This is a genomic window from Trinickia sp. NRRL B-1857, assembly GCF_050470685.1.
GTDB lineage: Bacteria > Pseudomonadota > Gammaproteobacteria > Burkholderiales > Burkholderiaceae > Trinickia.
In genome coordinates this window covers 660,230-678,829 of sequence record NZ_JBFLUK010000001.1, presented here as the reverse complement: position 1 = coordinate 678,829, position 18,600 = coordinate 660,230, and the positions used below count along the sequence as shown (strand labels likewise).

General features: G+C 63.3%; 17 protein-coding genes. 8 read left to right on the top strand and 9 right to left on the bottom strand.

Features of this window, described 5'->3' with window-relative positions; all coding sequences use genetic code 11:
* The first annotated feature begins 320 nt into the window (after positions 1-320).
* Complete coding sequence (locus AB1286_RS03110) at positions 321-533, top strand: DUF2964 family protein (protein ID WP_430361882.1); 213 nt, start codon at positions 321-323, stop codon at positions 531-533.
* Positions 534-586: 53 nt separating this feature from the next.
* Here the strand turns inward: AB1286_RS03110 and AB1286_RS03105 are convergent, their stop codons facing one another.
* Positions 587-1,462 (bottom strand): LOG family protein, encoded by an 876-nt coding sequence (locus tag AB1286_RS03105; protein ID WP_430361881.1) that lies wholly within the window; start codon positions 1,460-1,462, stop codon positions 587-589.
* A gap of 363 nt (positions 1,463-1,825) precedes the next feature.
* Between AB1286_RS03105 and AB1286_RS03100 the strand changes: the two genes are divergently transcribed.
* The 6 genes from AB1286_RS03100 (at position 1,826) to rbsD (ending at position 7,838) form a co-directional block, all read left to right on the top strand.
* The gene (locus AB1286_RS03100) at positions 1,826-2,785 is read left to right on the top strand and encodes a sugar ABC transporter substrate-binding protein (RefSeq protein ID WP_430361880.1); all 960 of its coding nucleotides are present in this window, start codon (positions 1,826-1,828) and stop codon (positions 2,783-2,785) included.
* 65 nt (positions 2,786-2,850) lie between these two features.
* On the top strand, positions 2,851-4,416 hold the full coding sequence (locus tag AB1286_RS03095) for a sugar ABC transporter ATP-binding protein (RefSeq protein WP_430361879.1): 1,566 nt from the start codon (positions 2,851-2,853) through the stop codon (positions 4,414-4,416).
* Positions 4,413-5,411: an ABC transporter permease gene (locus AB1286_RS03090; protein ID WP_430361878.1), complete on the top strand. Its 999-nt coding sequence runs from the start codon at positions 4,413-4,415 to the stop codon at positions 5,409-5,411. Before AB1286_RS03095 ends, AB1286_RS03090 begins: the two co-directional genes overlap by 4 nt.
* Before the next feature lie 35 nt (positions 5,412-5,446).
* Positions 5,447-6,484, top strand: a complete 1,038-nt coding sequence (locus AB1286_RS03085; protein ID WP_430361877.1) for a LacI family DNA-binding transcriptional regulator — start codon at positions 5,447-5,449, stop codon at positions 6,482-6,484.
* 5 nt (positions 6,485-6,489) lie between these two features.
* Positions 6,490-7,434 carry a ribokinase gene (gene rbsK / locus AB1286_RS03080; protein ID WP_430361876.1) on the top strand — a complete coding sequence of 315 codons (945 nt, stop codon included), beginning with the start codon at positions 6,490-6,492 and terminating at the stop codon, positions 7,432-7,434.
* Positions 7,435-7,439: 5 nt separating this feature from the next.
* Positions 7,440-7,838, top strand: a complete 399-nt coding sequence (rbsD, locus tag AB1286_RS03075) for a D-ribose pyranase (RefSeq protein WP_430361875.1) — start codon at positions 7,440-7,442, stop codon at positions 7,836-7,838.
* Between the two features lie 21 nt (positions 7,839-7,859).
* Here the strand turns inward: rbsD and AB1286_RS03070 are convergent, their stop codons facing one another.
* From AB1286_RS03070 to AB1286_RS03060, 3 genes are all read right to left on the bottom strand, one after another.
* On the bottom strand, positions 7,860-10,280 hold the full coding sequence (locus AB1286_RS03070; protein ID WP_430361874.1) for a hypothetical protein: 2,421 nt from the start codon (positions 10,278-10,280) through the stop codon (positions 7,860-7,862).
* Between the two features lie 35 nt (positions 10,281-10,315).
* Positions 10,316-11,878, bottom strand: a complete 1,563-nt coding sequence (locus tag AB1286_RS03065; protein ID WP_430361873.1) for an SLC13 family permease — start codon at positions 11,876-11,878, stop codon at positions 10,316-10,318.
* 207 nt (positions 11,879-12,085) lie between these two features.
* A complete protein-coding gene (locus AB1286_RS03060) occupies positions 12,086-12,910 on the bottom strand; it encodes a phosphate/phosphite/phosphonate ABC transporter substrate-binding protein (RefSeq protein ID WP_430361872.1) in 825 nt (274 codons plus the stop codon).
* A gap of 190 nt (positions 12,911-13,100) precedes the next feature.
* Here AB1286_RS03060 and AB1286_RS03055 point away from each other — a divergent pair, with 190 nt between their 5' ends.
* Positions 13,101-14,063, top strand: coding sequence for a fatty acid desaturase (locus AB1286_RS03055; protein ID WP_430361871.1), 963 nt, complete (start codon positions 13,101-13,103; stop codon positions 14,061-14,063).
* Here AB1286_RS03055 and AB1286_RS03050 read toward each other — a convergent pair.
* The 5 genes from AB1286_RS03050 to AB1286_RS03030 all read right to left on the bottom strand — a co-directional run bounded on the left by AB1286_RS03050 (position 14,056) and on the right by AB1286_RS03030 (position 18,280).
* Positions 14,056-14,796, bottom strand: coding sequence for a sulfite exporter TauE/SafE family protein (locus AB1286_RS03050; protein ID WP_430364972.1), 741 nt, complete (start codon positions 14,794-14,796; stop codon positions 14,056-14,058). The two genes, AB1286_RS03055 and AB1286_RS03050, sit on opposite strands and share 8 nt — an antisense overlap.
* A 111-nt stretch (positions 14,797-14,907) precedes the next feature.
* Entirely contained in the window at positions 14,908-15,432 is a 525-nt protein-coding gene (locus tag AB1286_RS03045; protein WP_430361870.1) for a hemerythrin domain-containing protein, read from the bottom strand.
* Positions 15,433-15,515: 83 nt separating this feature from the next.
* The gene (locus AB1286_RS03040) at positions 15,516-16,256 is read right to left on the bottom strand and encodes an ABC transporter permease (RefSeq protein WP_430361869.1); all 741 of its coding nucleotides are present in this window, start codon (positions 16,254-16,256) and stop codon (positions 15,516-15,518) included.
* Positions 16,253-17,200, bottom strand: a complete 948-nt coding sequence (locus tag AB1286_RS03035) for an ABC transporter ATP-binding protein (RefSeq protein ID WP_430361868.1) — start codon at positions 17,198-17,200, stop codon at positions 16,253-16,255. Before AB1286_RS03035 ends, AB1286_RS03040 begins: the two co-directional genes overlap by 4 nt.
* A 21-nt stretch (positions 17,201-17,221) precedes the next feature.
* Entirely contained in the window at positions 17,222-18,280 is a 1,059-nt protein-coding gene (locus tag AB1286_RS03030) for an FAD:protein FMN transferase (RefSeq protein WP_430361867.1), read from the bottom strand.
* Positions 18,281-18,600 lie beyond the last annotated feature (320 nt).

Sequence of the window (18,600 nt, the reverse complement as noted above, 5' to 3'; positions counted from 1 at the left end):
ATCGGCACCGGTCAATTTGTCGATGAGGCGGTCGCGCAATAGGTCTTGGTCCGCGTTTTCCATGGTTCGATCTCGCTCCCTCGGGGGCGCGTATGCAATCGGCGATTGCGGCGCGCGTGGACTATGGGCGATAAGGCGTACACGTCCATGATCATACGAACGCCGAAGCGGATGACGGTTGACCCATATCAACCGCTCAGCCGCCTATAAGCGGACGATATGCACTTGAGGTTCGGGCGACGTGCCCGGATCGAGGTGGCCCGCGGTGGCTGTCGACACGAATGAAATGACGTGTCTTGCTGGGTAACGGGAGTACGGCGATGCGAGCCAAGTACCGAGTCGGATTTGCAACGTTTTCCATCTTTGTCGCGATTTTCGGCATCTTCGCGGCGATTCGCGGAGTGGTCTTCGACCAAGACAACTTTGTGCGCTATGGCATAGCGGCCTTGATTTCGGGGGTGGCGGGATTCGTCGTCTTCCTCAATCCGCGCGAGGGGATGGATGACGAGCTGACCGGACATCACAAAAAGTAGCGAACGCGGTTCGCGAAGCGCGAACGTCGGCGACTCGCAACCCGTTACGCCTTTTACTGACAGCGCCTCATGCAATGCCACGCGGAAATTGCCTCCCAAATCTCATCGGCGGATTCGGCGTAGGTGAACAAGTCGACATCGTTCGGGGCGATCGTTCCTTCGTCGACAAGAAAATCGAAATCGATCGCCCGCCGCCAGTACTGCTCGCCGACGAGCACGACGGGCAACGGCGCGATCTTGGCCGTCTGCAACAGCGTGAGCACTTCGAAGAGTTCGTCGCACGTGCCGTAGCCGCCGGGAAAGAAAACGGCCGCCTTCGCGCGTTCGAGCAAGTGCATTTTGCGGATCGCGAAGTAGTGCAGTTTGAAGCAAAGATCGGGACTGATGTAGGGGTTGGGACGCTGCTCGTGCGGCAATGAAATATTCAAACCGATGCTCGGGGCGCCCGATTCGAATGCCCCGCGGTTGGCCGCCTCCATGATGCCGGGGCCTCCGCCCGTCACGACCGCGAGCTTCGGAAGGAGGGCGGTGGCACGCTGGCTACCCACGAGCCGGCCGAATTCGCGGGCGATCGAATAAAACCGGCTCTTGTCCAGCAGGCGCTTCGCGGTGTCGACGGCGGGCGCACGCGTCGCATCCGACAGTACCGCACGCTCGGCCAAATCGAGCCGCTCTCGAGCGGCTCGCGGCTCGACCAAGCGCGTGCTGCCGTAGACGACTACCGTATGCTCGATGCGCTGGCGCTGCAAAATCTCTTCGGTTTTCCAAAAGTCGAGCTGCAAACGCACGGCGCACATCTCGGGGCGCATCAAAAACGCTTGGTCTTCATCAGCTTGCAGATAGCTCGGGCTTGCAATGAGCCTTTCGATTCGCTCGGCGGCTTGTGCTTCGTCTTCTGTCGGGTCTTCGTGATTCTTACGCTCTGTCATTGCGTGCGTGCCTCGGGATGGCGGGGGGGATGCCTTCAGGATGTTCGTCAAATCATCATCCGCTTAAATCGCCGGCCCTTGCTGACGCAAATCAACTGCGTCCATTAGAAGGGGAATCGACTTCGCGGCCGGGGACTGCTACAGGCGGCGAGCATCCCTCGGCCCATGGCGCACCGCACAACAATCAACGGTTGACTTTACGAAACGTCTCCTCGAACATTCGATGCGCAACCGGTTGCGCGCATTGTTTTCCCGTCATTTCGATGATGTTTGTTGCGCAACCGGTTGCGCAACCGGTTGCGGGAAAACGCGCAGGCAGCCGCAATTGACAAACCAAATCGAACGATTTCCAGGAGACATGTTATGAAGACCCCCGTCCGTCGCCGCGTGCTGGCCGCATGCATCGGGTTGGCTGCCGCCGTCATGCTGCCGGCAGGCGCGCAGGCGCAAGACGCCGCGCACAAGCCCAAAGTCGCACTGATCATGAAATCGCTGGCGAACGAGTTCTTCCTGACGATGGAAGACGGCGCCAAGGACTACCAGAAACACCATGCCGCCGACTTCGATCTGATTTCGAACGGGATCAAGGACGAGACCGACACGGCCGCCCAGATTCGTATCGTCGACCAAATGATCGTATCGAAGGTCGATGCCATCGTGATCGCGCCGGCCGATTCGAAGGCCATGGTGCCGGTTATCAAGAAGGCGATCGATGCGGGCATCATCGTCGTGAACATCGACAACCGCCTCGATCCGGATGTGCTGAAGTCGAAGGGCCTCACGGTGCCGTTCGTCGGTCCCGACAATCGCAAGGGCGCGCGCTTGGCCGGCGACTACCTCGCCGCGAAACTGAGCAAGGGCGACGAAGTCGGCATCATCGAAGGCGTGTCGACGACGACGAACGCGCAGCAGCGCACGGCCGGCTTCAAGGACGCCATGGCGGCGGCCGGCATGAAGGTCGCCTCCGTGCAGTCGGGCGATTGGGAAATCGACAAGGGCAACGCGGTCGCGTCTTCGATGCTTAACGCCGATCCCAACCTGAAGGCGCTCCTGTGCGGCAACGACAACATGGCGCTCGGCGCGGTTGCGGCGATTCGTGCGGCCGGTCGCGCGGGCAAGGTGGCGGTGGTGGGCTATGACAACATTGCCGCCATCAAGCCGATGCTGGCCGACGGCCGCGTTTTGGCGACCGTCGATCAGTTTGCCGCGAAGCAGGCCGTATTCGGTATCGACACGGCGCTCAAGGCGATCCACGGGCATAAGAAGCAAAGCGAGCTGTCGAGCCTCGTCGAAACGCCCGTCGAACTCGTCGTCAAGAAGTAAGTTCGACGTATAGTCAGGCCGGGGACCAGACCGGCCTGCGCTGGTGCGCTTGCGAAGGAGGGTGCATGAAAGCAGTTTCAACGGCCGCCGTGCCGCGCGGCGGCCCGGTGCTGACGGTGAGCGGAGTGGGCAAGACGTACGCCGTGCCCGTCCTCGCGGGCATCGATCTCACCCTGAACGCGGGCGAGGTGCTCGCGCTCACGGGCGAAAACGGCGCGGGCAAGAGTACGCTCTCGAAGATCGTCAGCGGTCTCGTCGAACCGACTGCCGGCGTCATGCATTATTGCGGACAGCCCTATGCCCCCACGAGCCGCCGCGAAGCGGAAGCGCTCGGCGTGCGGATGGTGATGCAGGAGTTGAACCTGCTGCCTACGCTGACGATCGCCGAAAACTTGTTCCTCAATTGTCTGCCCGCCATCAAAGGCATCGGGTGGATCTCCCGCAAGCGTCTGCGCGAAGACGCGCGGGTCGCGATGGCGCGCGTCGGGCTCGAAGCGCTCGATCCCGATACGCCCGTCAGCGAACTCGGGATCGGCCACCAGCAGCTCGTCGAGATCGCGCGTAACTTGATCGGCGACTGCCGCGTGCTGATCCTCGACGAGCCCACCGCGATGTTGACGGGCCGTGAAGTCGACTTGTTGTTTCATCAGATCGAACGTCTGAAGAAAGACGGCGTGTCGATCGTCTATATCTCGCATCGGCTCGAGGAATTGGCGGGTATTTCCGAACGCGTGGCCGTGTTGCGCGACGGTAAGCTCGTAAGCGTAGGGCCGATCGCCGAGTACACGACCGACCGCCTCGTCACGCAGATGGTGGGGCGCGAGATCGGCGAGACGATCGACTTCGGCGAGCGCAAGATCGGCGCACCCATGCTGCGTGTGGATAAGCTCTCGCGCGGAGCGGCCGTTCAGAACGTCTCGTTCGAGGTCAAAAGCGGCGAAATTTTCGGCATTAGCGGTTTGATCGGTTCGGGACGCACCGAGCTGTTGCGGGCGATTTTCGGCGCCGATCCCAAGGATGGCGGCGAGATCGCGATGGGCCTGCCGCCCGAACGCGTGTCGATCGGCTCGCCCGCCGACGCCGTGAAGCGGGGCATGGCCCTCATCACCGAGGATCGGAAGAGCGAAGGGCTGCTGCTCACGCAGTCGATCGCCTCGAACATTGCGCTCAACAACTTCGGTGCCGTTTCGCGCTTGGGGTGGATCGACACGGCTCGCGAAAAGGCGCTGGCCAAGCGGCATGTCGACGCCATGCGGATCCGCTGCGCCGACGAGCAGCAGGCGGTGGGCGAGCTGTCGGGCGGCAATCAGCAGAAGGTGGTGATCGGGCGCTGGCTCGAACGCGATGCCGATGTGCTGCTGTTCGACGAGCCGACGCGCGGCATCGACGTCGGCGCGAAATTCGAAATCTATAGCCTGCTCGGCGAAGAAGCGAAAAAGGGCAAGGCGCTCGTCGTCGTCTCGAGCGAGCTGCGCGAACTCATGCTCATTTGCGATCGAATCGGCGTGATGTCGGCGGGTAAGCTCGTTCGCATCTTCGAGCGCGACGAATGGACTCAAGACGATTTGCTGGCCGCGGCATTCTCGGGCTACGCAAAACGTGACGCACTTTTGACGAGAGAAGCATCATGACGATTTCCTCCAACACGCCCATCGACACGGCGGCCCCCAAAGTGAAGAGCGCGACGCGGTTCGAACTCACGAGCTATCTCGGCCTCGTCGGCGCGCTGGCCGCGATGATCGCGCTGTTCTCCACGCTCAGCTCGCACTTTTTCACATACGAGACGTTCGTCACGATCGCTAACCAAATTCCCGATCTCGTCGTGATGTCGGTCGGCATGACGTTCGTGCTGATCATCGCCGGTATCGATTTGTCGGTCGGCTCGGTGCTCGCGCTGTCCGCCTCCGCCGTCAGCGTCGTCGCGCTGCAATGGCATTGGAGCGCGGTCCCGGCGGCGTTCGCCGGCCTCGTCGTCGCCGCGCTCGCGGGCAGCCTGACCGGGTTCGTGACGGTCGCATGGCGAATTCCGTCGTTCATCGTATCGCTCGGCGTACTCGAAATGGCGCGCGGGCTCGCCTATCAGCTGACCAATTCGCGTACGTCTTATATCGGGAGCACCTTCGATTGGCTGGCCAATCCGTTCGCGGCCGGCATCTCGCCTGCGTTCGTTATCGCGATGGTGGTCATCGTCGTAGCGCAATTGGTGCTGCGCCGGACCGTGTTCGGCCGCTGCCTCATCGGTATCGGCACGAATGAAACCGCGGTACGGCTGGCCGGCATCGACCCGCGGCCGTACAAGGTCATCGTGTTCGCGTTGATGGGCGCGCTCGCCGGGCTCGCGTCGTTGTTCCAGGTTTCGCGCCTCGAAGCGGCGGACCCGAACGCCGGCGTGGGGATCGAGCTGCAAGTGATCGCGGCGGTCGTGATCGGCGGGACGAGCCTCATGGGCGGACGCGGCTCGGTGATCACCACGTTCTTCGGTGTACTGATTATCTCCGTGCTCGCGGCGGGCCTGGCGCAGATCGGCGCGAACGAGCCGACCAAGCGCATCATCACGGGGGCCGTGATCGTCGTCGCGGTGGTGCTCGATACCTATCGGAGCCGGCGCGGCGCGCGTCAGGCATAAGCGCAGACGCTTCGCGCGCGACCAGCGAACAGATCATGTGGACTATCCGAGACGTAGCAAAGCGAGCAGGGGTGTCGTACACCACGGTGTCCCACGTCCTGAACAACACGCGCCCTGTCAGCGAGGAAAAGCGCGAGCGCGTGCTGGCGGCCATCGCCGAGATGAACTATGTGCCGTCGGCGCCCGCGCGTTCGCTGAAGGCGAAGACCACCTCGACGATCGGCCTCGTCGTGCCGAACAACACCAACCCGTACTTCGCGGAGTTCGCGCGCGGGATCGAAGGCTCGCTCAGGCGTCGCGGCTACTGCGTCTTTCTCTGCAATTCCGATAACAACCTCGTCACGCAGCGCGAATGTTTGCGCGCGCTGCACCAGAATCGGATCGACGGCGTCATCGTCGCCTCCGTCGACGACGACGAATCGGTGGCCGACGATTTGAAGGCGGTGCGCGTGCCGATCGTGATCGTCGACCGTCCGATTGCCGGGCTCGATGCCGACCTCGTTCAGATCGATCATGAAGCCGGTGCAATGATGGCGACGCAGCATTTGCTCGAGCTCGGTCATACGCGCATCGGCTGCATCGCGGGAGCGAGCGATACGGTCGTGAGCGCGATTCGCGTCGCGGGCTTTAGGCGTGCGATGGCCGAGCGCGGCGTGCCGGTGTTGCCCGGTGCGGTCGTGGAGGGCAACTTCACGTGCCCGGGCGGGTACGCCGCAGCGTGCGAACTCTTCGACACTATCGCGCCGACGGCGATTTTCGCGAGCAACGACCTGATGGCGATGGGTGCGCTGCGCGCTGCCGCCGAACGCGGGCTGCGCATCCCGGCCGACTGCTCGATCGTCGGGTTCGACGATGTGGAAATGAGCCGCTATGTCTATCCGGCGTTGTCGACCGTGGGTCAGGCGATTTTGCGCCTAGGCGATGCGGCGGCCAATACCTTGCTCGAACGCATCAACGGTACCGTTACGGGTCCCGCGCGCACGCTCTTGATCGAGCCGCGCTTGCTCGTGCGCGAGTCGAGCACGCGCCTTCTCGCGCATGCGGGACATGAATCCAATCACATTGCCTCATGACATCGATGAGTACAACAGCAGTGCAACGAGAGGCAGGCCGCGTCGCCGTCGTCGGCAGCCTGAACATGGATCTGGTGATTCGCGCCCCGCGCTTGCCGAGCGCGGGCGAGACGTTGGCCGGCCGATCGTTCGTTAAGGTGCCCGGCGGCAAGGGCGGCAATCAGGCCGTTGCGGCGGCACGCTTGGGTGCGCACGTCGCGATGATCGGTTGCATCGGTAACGATGAAAACGGTGCCCAGCTCGTCGCGGGCTTGCGCCGAGACGGTATCGATTGCGGCGGGATTGCAACCGATCCGACGTTGCCGACGGGCATCGCGATGATCGTCGTCGACGATGCGGGACAAAACGCGATCGTGATCGTCGCCGGCAGCAACGGCGCGCTGACACCGCGTGAGGTCGCCGCGCACGAGAAAGCGATCGAGCAGGCCGACGTGCTCGTTTGCCAGCTCGAAGTGCCGTGCGAAACGGTGCTTGCCGCGATGCGGGCGGCGCGCGGCCACGGTCGGATCGTCGTGCTCAATCCTGCGCCGGCCACCGAACCGCTTTCGCGCGAATGGCTCGAGAGCGCAGACTTCTTGATTCCGAACGAAGGCGAGGCGTCGGTGCTGTCGGGCGTTGCCGTCGATTCGCCCGACAGTGCGCTCGAGGCGGCGAGGGCGCTGCGGCGGCAGGGGGCGCGCAACGTGATCGTCACGCTCGGCAAGCAGGGCGTGCTGGTCCTGGCCGAAGGTGAGGACGGGCGCCACTATTCGGCGCCCGAAGTCGCCGCGATCGATACGACGGCGGCCGGCGATACGTTCGTGGGCGGCTTGTGCGCGGCGCTCGCCGCGAAACGCTCGCTCGACGAGGCCGTGCGGTTCGGCCAGGCCGCTGCGGCGCTTTCCGTGACGCGCGCCGGGGCGCAAACCTCGATTCCGTATTCGCACGAAATAACCCGCTGGGCCGACTGAACGACATGAAGAAGACGCACTTACTCAATAGCGCGCTGTCGCGCCTCGTCGCAACGTTGGGGCATGGCGATATGGTGTTGGTCGCGGATGCCGGAATGCCCGCTCCGCATGGTGCCGGCCCCGAGATCATCGATCTCGCGCTGACGCCGGGCGTGCCCGATCTCGCCACGACCGTTCGCGTCTTGCTGACCGAGATGCAGGTGGAGTCGCATATCGTCGCCGGCGAGACGCTCGCGCGAGGCGACGCTTGGCTTTCGAGCGAGTGGGCGGACCAGATCGGTACGCGCGAAGTGGTGACGCACGAGGAATTGAAGCGGCTTTCTCATCGGGCCCGCGCCGTGGTGCGTACGGGCGAATGTACGCCGTACGCGAACCTCATGCTGGTGGCCGGCGTCACGTTTTGAGGCTGCCTTCGAGCCGTTGCGTCATTCGAAGCGGATGAATTGCGCCGACGACCATACCTTGCTGTCGTCACGCTGCCTCCCGAAAAAATAGACGGGCCGAAAGCCGAACGGCCCGTTTTTCGGCGCAACGTCGACACTGCCCGCTAGATCAATCGGAAGGGGCTGCTCGGTCAGCCGCTCGACGGCGACGAACAGCTCCGTGCCGCCTAACGCGTGGGTCGACTTGCCTCGGGCGAGCAGCTCGGCGCCGCTGATCTCATAGCGAAAGCTCGGCGCATGCGCAAATGGGTTCGCTTGCGACGGGTCGCCGACTTTGACGAAACTGTCGATCGTGCCCTCGACGACGATCGTTGCCGCGGCCAAGTTGCTGACGTCGATCTCGATGGAATCCGCGTCGCCGTACGTATCGCTCCTAAACCCGATTTCCGTAGCGCCTACTCGCCAGGCCGACTCCTCGATGTGCTCGAAGCCGCTGGGGATTACGCGATGGATCGTTCCGTTGCGTATGACGATACGTCCGCGCCAAGCTGCCCAGCGATAGCGGTCGCGAATGCGTGCGCCGCCCCAGCGAACTCGAATCAAACGTTCGGCGTACCCCAACTCCTCGTGCAGGTTTCGCTCCCAGAGCAGGCCGTCGTGATCGTAGGCCGCAACATACTCCCACCCCGCACGGCCTAGCAGCCGATAGTCGAGCGTAGCGGGCCCGCGATGCGTGAATTCGTCGCCTTGCCAGTGCTCGCCGCTGTGCACGAGCAGCGCGCTGTGTTCTCCCGTCGTGGCCCACGTGCGTCGCGCGCGCAAGGCACGTCCTACCGTGCGCGCATCGAGGGTGTCGGCGAGCACGCCGGTCAACCCGCCATGTACCCCGAAAACCTGTACACCTGGCGCGCCGCCGCCGGGCCGTCCGCGGTGCTCGTCGCCGCTCGCCGCCACGCCGAGCCGGTAACCGCGCGCGATGACATCCTGATAGAGCCAGCCGAAATGGCCCCACGAGGAGGCGATTTCAACGAGCCGTTCAAGCTTAGGGTGATGCCAGTCGGGAATGTAGCGGCGCCCGCCGACATGAGGCATGACGAGGTGATTTTCTGCGTCGTCCGCGTAGGCATCCCATAGTTCCTCAACCGGCCAGCGCCCCAGCTTGACCGCGTTGCCCTTCATGTCTTCGTTCCAGACGAGGGTGCGGTTGTGCTCGCCGCGGGCGTTATAGGGAAAGCCAGGCTGTCCGTCGCCGAGGAATACGACGTTATGGTCGCCGCCCGCCGTCGAGCTGCCGCACCACTCCTGGACCGGGTAGACGACGAAGCGGCCCGGCACGTTGAATGGTGCTACGTCACGTAGACCGAGCTTCCAGTTTTCGTCCGTGATCTGAAAGTCGTTCGCCGTATAGCCGAGGACATCGATCCCTCCGATGTCCCTTGCATATTGCGCGTTGTACGCGGGACTATTCGTGCCCACGGTGTCGTGCGCATGCACATGCAAATCGGCATATAGCGAGCGTGGTGCGGGCAATGCGGCGTCCACCGCCAGGTAGGCGACGGCCGTCCGTATATCGGGATCGGCCGGTACGTCGGCGACGATGTGCAGCGCACCCGACGTGGTGGGCAGATCGTCGAGCGCGCACGTGGCGAAGCCCGCGGCCGGCAATGCGTGCTCGCGGGCGTAGACGATTCGATTCTGCGCGTCGTACGCGACGACGCGCGCCGTTAGGCCGCCGTCACGGCCGCTTGTGCCGAGGTCGCGGCAAGCGTTGCCCCAACGGTCTTGCAGGGACAGCCTGAACGGTGCCGCCTCGCCGGGGCGAACGAAGCGCGGGCCGGCGAGCAGCACATCGGCGGGCGCACCGGCATGAATATCGATTGAAATGTCGTCGGGTACGGTCACGAAGCGCGACGTGCCGAGCGGATCGACAGAGAGGCGAAACCGAAAATCATCCTCGGCAAAGGTTTGAACGCGCGTGCCGGGCCCGCGTCGCCGGTCGCCGAGCCGAATGACGATGTGATCGCCGGCGTTTAGATAGCCGTCCACCACGTCGACGATCACGGCCTTTTGATAGGGGCGTTCATGGCCCTTCTGATCGAAACGCACGTTCAACGCCTGTACCGTGGCCGGACTTTGTCCCGGCAGGAGCGGCGAGGCTTGGTATTGCGCGCTGATATAGTTCGCCGCGCTCGGGTCGCTCGTTTGAAACAGCGACCAGTCGGAGTAGAACTTGAATGTGGCTTTCAGCCAGCCGCCATCGGCGATCCCGGACGATCCGACTTCATAGTCCAGCACGATCTCGCTCCAGCTTCCGGCCTCCAGCCTCGTTACGTTGCAGCGCGCGCTGCCCGCGAAAGGCAATTGCTTCAGCCGTTCGTAGAGCCCTTTGGGGGCAACGTGCGGGCCGAGGCGCTCGCGCAGCGCATGCGCTTGTTGCGGCGCCGAGTCATAGGCGTGGCTCATGTTTGATTTTTGCGTAACGTGAGAAGGGCAGGGCTTCAATGCGCGAACGGCCAGGGCGCGGCGGCATCCCACACCGGCACGCCGAGGAACGCGTACCACGGAGCGATGACGCATAGTCCATAGACGATGGCGATCAGTACCGATACGGCGCCCACTTTCGCGTAGTCGGCCGTCGTGAAAACGCCGCTGCTATAAGCGATCACGCCTGCGGTGATCTGCGTCGGCAATAGATAAGCGAAGCTGTCGGTGTCGCTCACGAGCATCGTGAATGCGACGGGGTTTAGCCCGAGACGCAGCGCCAGTGCGAGTGCGATCGGCGATATCATCGTCACCGCCGCGACGTTCGAGAGCATGCCGATGCGGATGACGTGCGTGGCAAGCATGACGATCGCGAGCGTAGCCCACCATCCGTGACCGCGTGCGAAAACGTAAATGTGGTCGGCGGCCCATTGCGCAAGGCCCGAGGCGCCGATGGCCGCGGCAAGCGAGAGCGCGCCGCCTAGCAGAAACAAGGTGCCCCAGATGGTGCGCCGCTCCACGTCGGCCCAGCCGAACGAGAGCACGCCCGGTGCGAACAGGATCGCGAGCCCGATCAACGCCACGAGTTCGGAAGGCACGTGATGAAAGGCTTCGGTGGCCCACATGCCCGCGACGCCGCCGAATACGGCGAGCACGGTCCAATCGTTGCCCGTAGAGGGCGCAAGATTCGCTCGCATCTGGGCGATGGCCGCGCGGCCGCCGGGGATAGGCACGCGGCGTGAACGGAAGTAGTACTGCACCCAGCATTGCGTGATGGCGAACATACCAAGGTAAGGCCATTGCAATTCGAACCATCTGAGGTAGGAGATGCGGATGCCGAGTTGCTTTTCGATTAGTCCTGCCACCACCATGTTCGGCAAGTGTGCGGTCAGAATGCACATGCCGCTGATCATGGCGCCGTAGACGAGCGTCTGAATCACGATCGCTTTTTTCGCCGCTCGTTCACGCGGCGAATCGCCGAACAGTCCGACGATCCCGTTCGTCACGGGTAGCAGCGCGGCGGCGCGTGCGTTAGCGGCGGGCACGACGCTCGACATGACGAAATTCACGGCGAACATGGCCCAGATCACACCGTTCGCGGTTCGCACTTTGAAGCGATTGAGCAACGCGAGTGCGATGCGGCGATCGAGACCGCTCGCCTGCATGATGGACGAAAACAGGAATGCCGCCAGACACAAAAAGACGACCGGTGCGGCAAAGCCGTTTGCCGCTTTCGAAAACGTGGGACTCGCGTGCGAAAGCACGAGGAGCATCGGTACGAGCATGCCGCTCACGCCGACAGGGATAGCCTCGGTGACCCACACGATCGCCACCCAGGCAACCACGGCGAGCGTTGCCTTGCCCTGAGCACTGAGCCCCGTGGGCGTGGGAATCAGCCAACCGATGGCGACGAATGCGAGCCAAGCGGCAAAGAAGCCGAGCCGGGCACGCGCGACGGCAGAACGACCGTCTCGCCGTTTAAATGCATTGGTGAGGGGCGCCCCGATGCTCGGGTGCGTGCCGCTCGCAAGCCCGCGCACGTGCTCGTGCCGCGGCACGCCGAGGGTTTCATCGCTCACGGCCATTCTCCTTGTTATGTTCCGGCTATGCCGTCCAACGGGGCCGGCAGCGGGATGCCATGATACGAAGTAATACCAGCGAAGCCATCCAATTGCTTCTCATATCGATATGACAAGCAGTGCGAATCGTTAGTTTTCCTAAGATTTGGAAGGCGATAGCGTGGATGGGCGGAACGGGGGGCAATCGATGGAGCTGCCTCCCGAGCCCTAGCGCAGTGCGGGGTAGCCAAGCGCGCTCGCCTCGCGCGCCATCTGTTCGATCCGATCGTAATTTTCGGCGGGTAGCGATACGAAGCCGCGAAGTCGCAGCATGCTCGCTCGGTGCGGGTCGGATTCGAGCGCCTGCTTTAATGCGACGCGCAGCCGATCGAGAGACGCCTCTCCGAGCGTGTGCGATGCGATCAACGGTAGGCCCGGCGCACAGGCGCTCATACCGATCACGTGTAGGTCATGTAGCAAGTCGGGGAGACCGTCACGCAGTAGGGCGAGCGTCACGCAGTCGATTGCGGCGATGTCCGCTCGCCCGCCGGCTAACGCTTTGAGCGACTCCACATGAGAGCCGCTCCACAAGACCGAGGAGAAGAAGCGTCCCTCGATCGCATGCGCGGCGACGGCATGGCGCAGGGCGTTCATACCGCTGTGCGAATCCATGCCGTTGCACGCCGCCCGCAATCCAAAACAAGCTGGTAACGCCGTGGCGCCGCGCTGCCACGCTGAAGCAGACACGACGAACGCGCTGCGGTAGTTCGGTCCATCGCAACCTTCGGCGTCGAAGACCGGAGTGGCGACTAGATGAACGTCGTCGCGCAGCCCGAGCATGCGATAGGGAAAGCCGCAGGTTTGGGAGAGCAACAAGTCTGTGCGTCGCCATAGCCCCGTGAGTTCGCCGAGCGGCTCGTCCGCTATCGCGACGCGGTCCGGGCCGCCGGCGCGGGCGAATGCGGCGAGCGTATCGGCCAGCAGGGCGCGCCACAACCGCTCGTGTCGCGGCGTGACGTTATACATGGGGAGGGCGGCGATCCAACGGTTCATCGGCGCATTGTAGGTCGTTCGGGCGTGCGCCGTGAATGAGGTCAGCCGAGGCACGACTGCCCGGCGCTAGCGCCTCATGCTTGCGCGGATAAGCAAATTCGAATCCATTGGTTAGCCCGAACGGAGTCTTTCGCTATGTTATGAGCCTGCGCCTTCCCTCGGCGTGACGTCCAAGCCCACCGCGACCAGAATGGCCGAATACTTCGACACGGAACATGCGCGCGAAATCGCGGCGCTGCAAGGCGACTTCTTAAGCCGTAGCGAGTGGCCCACCTGGACGCTGATCGTCGCAATCTACGGTAGCTGGTTCGGCATTTTGTCGATGCTGCACAGTGGACGTTTGTTGCCGGTCGTTGCCACGCCGCTACTAGCACTGCTTGGCGCCTGGCACCTGTCCTTGCAGCATGAGTTGCTGCACGGGCATCCCACCCGTTGGGCCCGATTGAACATGCTCCTCGGCTGGCCGCCGCTTTCGGTGTGGTATCCCTATACCCTCTATCGAGAGAGCCATCTTGCCCATCATCGCGACGAGGCGCTGACCGTTCCCGGCATCGATCCGGAGACGAACTACGTCGACGGGGACGAATGGGCCCGCTTGCCGCGCTGGCGCCGAGCGCTGTGGCAGGCACGTAAAACGTTAATCGGGCGCATCGTCGTGGGGCCGCCGACGAGCGTCGCCGCGATGCTTGCCGAGGAAGCGAAGGCCGTTGTCCGAGGCGATCGGCGCCACGTACCGATGTGGCTTGCGCACGGCGTGGGAGTCGTGCTGCTGCTAGGCTGGGTCGAGCGCTACGCGGGTATCGCTTGGTGGCATTATCTGGTCGGCGTCGCGTGGCCCGCGCTTGGCCTTGCAATGGTGCGCTCGCTGTACGAGCATCGGGCGGCATCGCATCCGAAGGCGCGCATCGCAATCAATGAGGCTGGGCTCGCGATGCGTCTTTTATTCTTGAACAACAACTTCCACCTCGTTCATCACGATCTGCCCGCGCTGCCTTGGTTCCATCTGCCGCGCGCCTACCGGATGCGGCGCGAGGCCTACCGGGAAAAATCCGGCGGCTTCGTGATCGGCGGCTACGGCGCGCTCATTCGGCGATACGCATGGCGGGCGACCGATGCCGTCGAATACCCGTCTTCTAGACCGAACATCAACTGATCGGTTTAAGGAATAACCCGACTGTCAACGCAACGCCGATGCAGACGATCGCGATCCGCAGGACGCGCTCGTTCACGCGGCGTAGGGCCCATACGCCGGCGAGCCCGCCGACCATGGCACCCGTCCCGAGCACGATGGCTTCGCGCCAATGCAACAGCGAGGACGTGACGAAGATCGCGACGGCGGCGGCGTTCATTACGCCGGCCAACGCATTCTTGGTCGCACCCGCGTTGCGCGTGGGCAGCCCCGCCATCGCCAGCGCCGCCATCATTAGAAATCCGATGCCTCCACCGAAATAGCCGCCGTAGATCGCAATCAAAAATTGAGCGAACGCGGCTGCGGTAGGCGAAAGATGCGTCTTCGTTTCTTGCGTACGGCGAAAGAAGCTCCCCCAAGCGAATACAGCGGTGGCGAAGAGCACAAGCCAAGGAACGAGCCGGGCGAAGACCGATGAAGGCGTGACGAGCAACAACACGCCACCCAGCGCACCCCCCACCACGCTGACGCCGAACAATACGGAAAACGGCAATCCATTGGCGCCGGTCACGAGGCGCCGCCCGGCGACGCCCGACATGACCTGCCCCGGAAACAACGCGACGGTCGAGGTGATGTTGGCGGCAAGCGGCGTCATACCCGACACGATCAATGCGGGCAGCGTGACGAACGAGCCGCCGCCGGCGAGGGCGTTTTGTAGGCCTGCCCAAACGCCGGCCAGAAGAACGAGGGTTAGCAGCATGAATCGAGCGTGGAGAGAGAAGTGGTCGAAAAGTACTCGATACTACCTCGCTCCTGGGCGGCTCAACATTTAACTGGTCGGCGCAGTGGGCGCGCGTAGCTCAGCCGCTCATTGCGGCTTGATGTTACGCCGCGCGACCATGGCCGCACTGAGCTTCTCGAGCTGCGGGCGATCGAGCCATGCTTCGGCCATGGGAAACACCTCCTGTTCCTCGAATGCCATGTGCTCGCGATAGGCCTGCACGAAGTTCTCCACGACGGGCGGTTCGAGCGGTGTCGCGATCCCTTGAGCGATATCCGTCAATACGGCGCGTAAATCCGCCCAGGCTGCGTCGAGAACCCGGTGCAAGTCGGGCAACGACGCGATCCTTTCCGCGAGCGGCGAGCCTCGGCGCCGGCTCGCCTCCAATAGCAGCGGCAAAAGATCCTGCTCTTCGTCGGCATGATGGTGGGGCCCCGCGATATCGAAGTAACGCATGATGTTTCTCGCAGCTTGCTGCGCCTGCTCGTCGGCGCCGTGCGTTCGCAGGTGAGCGGCAAGCCGCTCGAGCGTCGCGCACTGCGCGGCGATGCGTTCGTGGCAAGCCCTAAGCATTTCGAGCGGTTCGTCGAACGAGGGGGCGGGTTGACTCAAAGGGTTGATCGGTTTCATAGGGCGAAGGATAAGTGGCATTGCATGAAGCGCGAGTGACCGGTCGAATGGATACCTACGCGCATTCAGACATTGCGCCGATTCAACTGAAGCATCACGAGAGAACCGGCGCAGACAAGACACGCGGCAAGCGTTGCGAGCGAAAGCGCGGGCGCGATCGCGAATTGCCTCGTCAGTACGCCGCGCATTAAATCGACACCGTACGCCGCGGGATCGTATGCGGCGGCGTACCGGATCCATGGCGGTGCGAGGTCGAGCGAATAAAGCGCGCCCGATAGAAAGAACATCGGTAAGAGCAGGGCGTTCGAGACCACCGGAAAAACGATCACCGATCGAAACGGCAACGCCAAAGCAAGTCCAAGGGCGGAGAACGCAAGCGCGGCGAACGCCATCGCAGCCAGTAGGGCGATCAAGTTCAACGGCGTCAGCCCGATCCCGACGACCGGTGAAAACGGTAGCAGCAAGAGGCTCTGCACCCAGGCCACGGTTGCGCCGCCGACGATCTTCGCACCCGCCACCTCGAGCCGGCTGACGGGCGAAACGAGCAACGCGGCGAGCATGCCGGTTTGCCGGTCGTGCACGATACCTACGGCGGCCGATAGGGAGGTGAACATCAATGAAAGTCCGATGACGCCCGGATAAATATACGCTTGATAGCCGCTGATCTCCGCATAGGTTCCACCCCTGAGCGCCGCGCCCAAAACCAGCAGATATAACAAGGGCTGCGTGATGCCGAATACGAGCCGAAGCGGCGACGACCAGAATCGTTTCGAATCGAACCAGACGATTGCTAGTAGATTGCTCATGCCGTCGTCAACTCACGTGTCGCGATTGCCTCTTCATCGTGTCTCCCGATGCAATGCTGGAGGACGTCGTGCAGATCCGGCGTCGCGATCCGCACGACGTCCACCGCATACGGAATCTGCCGCAGCAGGGCAGGCAACACGGCTTGCGGATCGGCGCACGCTACGGCGACCGCATCTCCCTCGCACTGCGCCGAATAACCGTGCTCGCTCAGCCATCGGCTCGCCTCGCGGGCATGCGGCGTTTGCAGACGCACTGCGCCGGCCACGGAGCCGCAGAGCGAACGCCACGACGCATGCGCGAGCACACGCCCCCGATCGAGGACGACGACGCTGTCGGCGTCGCGCGCTTCGTCGGTGTGATGCGTCGAACACAGGATCGTATGCCCGGTGTCCGCAAGCGTCTTGATTTCCGCCCAGAACGCCTGACGTGCAGCAACATCCAGGCCGATCGTCGGCTCGTCGAGCAACAGTACCTGCGGGCGCGCCACGAGTGCACGAGCGAGTTCTAGGCGCCGCCGCTGGCCGCCCGAGAGCGATCCGACGCACGTTGCCGCTTGTTCGCCGAGACTGAGAGACGCGAGCAATTCGTCCACGCGTTGTCGCGCCGCGCGCCCGCGCAATCCTTGGCAACGGGCAATGAACCATAAGTTCTCGCGCGCACTGAGGCGAGGCTCGAGCGCCGATGCCTGAAAAACCACGCCGATCGATGCTCGCACCTTGGAGGGCTCGCGTGCGGCGTCGATGCCGTTCACGACGATGCGGCCTTGACGTGGCACGGCCAGTGTCGCAAGCAGCGAGATGAGCGTGGTTTTTCCGGCACCATTGAGCCCGACCATGGCAACGAGTTTGCCGGGTTCGACGGCGAGGTCGACATCGCGCAAGATATCGCGCGAGCCGCGAGCGTAGCTGACGTTAATGACTTCGATACGGTGTCGATCGGGCATCGCCGCTACTCCTGCCGTCAATCATTCGAGCCGCGCCGGCCGCAGCGTCGGATCCGTAAATTGCACGCGTTCGGCCATGGGAGCCGATACCCAAACCCGGCCTTGCGCATCGACGAGCAACACGGAGTCGACACCGACCTTGCTCGCAAAGGACATCGCAAGCGCAGGCCCGGCGACGAACGGCGCTTTGCTCGCACCGTCGGACAATGCACCGGCGTGCGGACCCGGCCTCACGAGAACGGTCACCGACTCGCTAAGCGTCGCGGGAAAGCCGGTGCGAGGATCGATGATGTGGCAATAGCGGACGCCGTTGCTCCGGTAAAAGCGCGCATAGTCTCCGCTCGTGCCGATGGCCTCGCCGTCGCGCAACTCGAGCGTCGCCAGCGTGCCGGCTTTGCGCGGGTCTTGAATGCCGACTCGCCAGGGCGCGCCGCCCTTCGTACCGATGGCGAGCAGGTTGCCGCCCACATCCACCAATGCGTTCTTCACGCCGCGCTGGCGCAGAATTGCCGCCGCCTCATCGAGCGACCAACCCTTGGCATAACCGCCCAGATCGAGCGCGACTGCCCGATTCGCGCTCGCAACGACGCCCGAATCCGAGATCGTGAGGTCCGCGATGCGCGGATGCGACGCGTGCTCGCGCAGCACGCTCTCGCGCGATGGCGGTTGGGTATCGAACTGATCCGCTTGAAAGCCCCAAAGCCGCACGAGCCGGCCGATGCCGGGATCGAACAATCCTTGCGTCTGCAACGAGAGCGCGCGGGCATGACGAAGAATCGCCGCTAACTCCGGTGTCGCTTGAAACGGTGTGCCTGCCGCAATGCTTTGGTTCAGCGCAGTGACCTCGGACGGTTGCCAAGCATGAAGCTCTCGGTGCATCGACCGGAAGTGGGCAAAGACGGCATCGGCGTCTTGCTGCGCGTGTTCGAGCGAAACCCCATACACGGCCAATTGCACGCGCGTACCGAAGACGTAGGTCCCTTGAACGTAGAGCTCGGGCGTCCTCAACGTGAGCCAGAGGACGGCGGCCACGACGAGCGAAAGCGCCGCGGCGATTGGAACGAATTTTCGTGAGCTCAACGATCCCCCGACGCCTCGAAGGGTTTGACCAAAGTAAGGATAACTAATCGATGCACGCATCGATTTGCCGGCGATTATGGTTTCGCGGCCCGTCTACTCGCTTGATCGATATCAAGCGTCACGTCGCGCGTTCCCTGTGTTCCCGGCTTGCCCGCGGCACCTCGCCGCAAGCAGTACTTAAAAGATGCATTAAGTCTACTTCATTTGAGTTCGATCAAACAACATGAGGGTGCGGGCACGTGACACTAGCGGGGCGATGTGGGCGACACCGCTCGCATCGAATCAGAAACCTCACCGCTACCTGTCGCGAAACCGAATTG

Bases quoted from the DNA above. Each gene is read 5' to 3' on its own strand.
- AB1286_RS03110 (WP_430361882.1), top strand. From the start codon at position 321: ATGCGAGCCAAGTACCGAGTCGGATTTGCAACGTTTTCCATCTTTGTC.
- AB1286_RS03105 (WP_430361881.1), bottom strand. From the start codon at position 1,462: ATGACAGAGCGTAAGAATCACGAAGACCCGACAGAAGACGAAGCACAA.
- AB1286_RS03100 (WP_430361880.1), top strand. From the start codon at position 1,826: ATGAAGACCCCCGTCCGTCGCCGCGTGCTGGCCGCATGCATCGGGTTG.
- AB1286_RS03095 (WP_430361879.1), top strand. From the start codon at position 2,851: ATGAAAGCAGTTTCAACGGCCGCCGTGCCGCGCGGCGGCCCGGTGCTG.
- AB1286_RS03090 (WP_430361878.1), top strand. From the start codon at position 4,413: ATGACGATTTCCTCCAACACGCCCATCGACACGGCGGCCCCCAAAGTG.
- AB1286_RS03085 (WP_430361877.1), top strand. From the start codon at position 5,447: ATGTGGACTATCCGAGACGTAGCAAAGCGAGCAGGGGTGTCGTACACC.
- rbsK (WP_430361876.1), top strand. From the start codon at position 6,490: ATGAGTACAACAGCAGTGCAACGAGAGGCAGGCCGCGTCGCCGTCGTC.
- rbsD (WP_430361875.1), top strand. From the start codon at position 7,440: ATGAAGAAGACGCACTTACTCAATAGCGCGCTGTCGCGCCTCGTCGCA.
- AB1286_RS03070 (WP_430361874.1), bottom strand. From the start codon at position 10,280: ATGAGCCACGCCTATGACTCGGCGCCGCAACAAGCGCATGCGCTGCGC.
- AB1286_RS03060 (WP_430361872.1), bottom strand. From the start codon at position 12,910: ATGAACCGTTGGATCGCCGCCCTCCCCATGTATAACGTCACGCCGCGA.
- AB1286_RS03055 (WP_430361871.1), top strand. From the start codon at position 13,101: ATGGCCGAATACTTCGACACGGAACATGCGCGCGAAATCGCGGCGCTG.
- AB1286_RS03040 (WP_430361869.1), bottom strand. From the start codon at position 16,256: ATGAGCAATCTACTAGCAATCGTCTGGTTCGATTCGAAACGATTCTGG.
- AB1286_RS03035 (WP_430361868.1), bottom strand. From the start codon at position 17,200: ATGCCCGATCGACACCGTATCGAAGTCATTAACGTCAGCTACGCTCGC.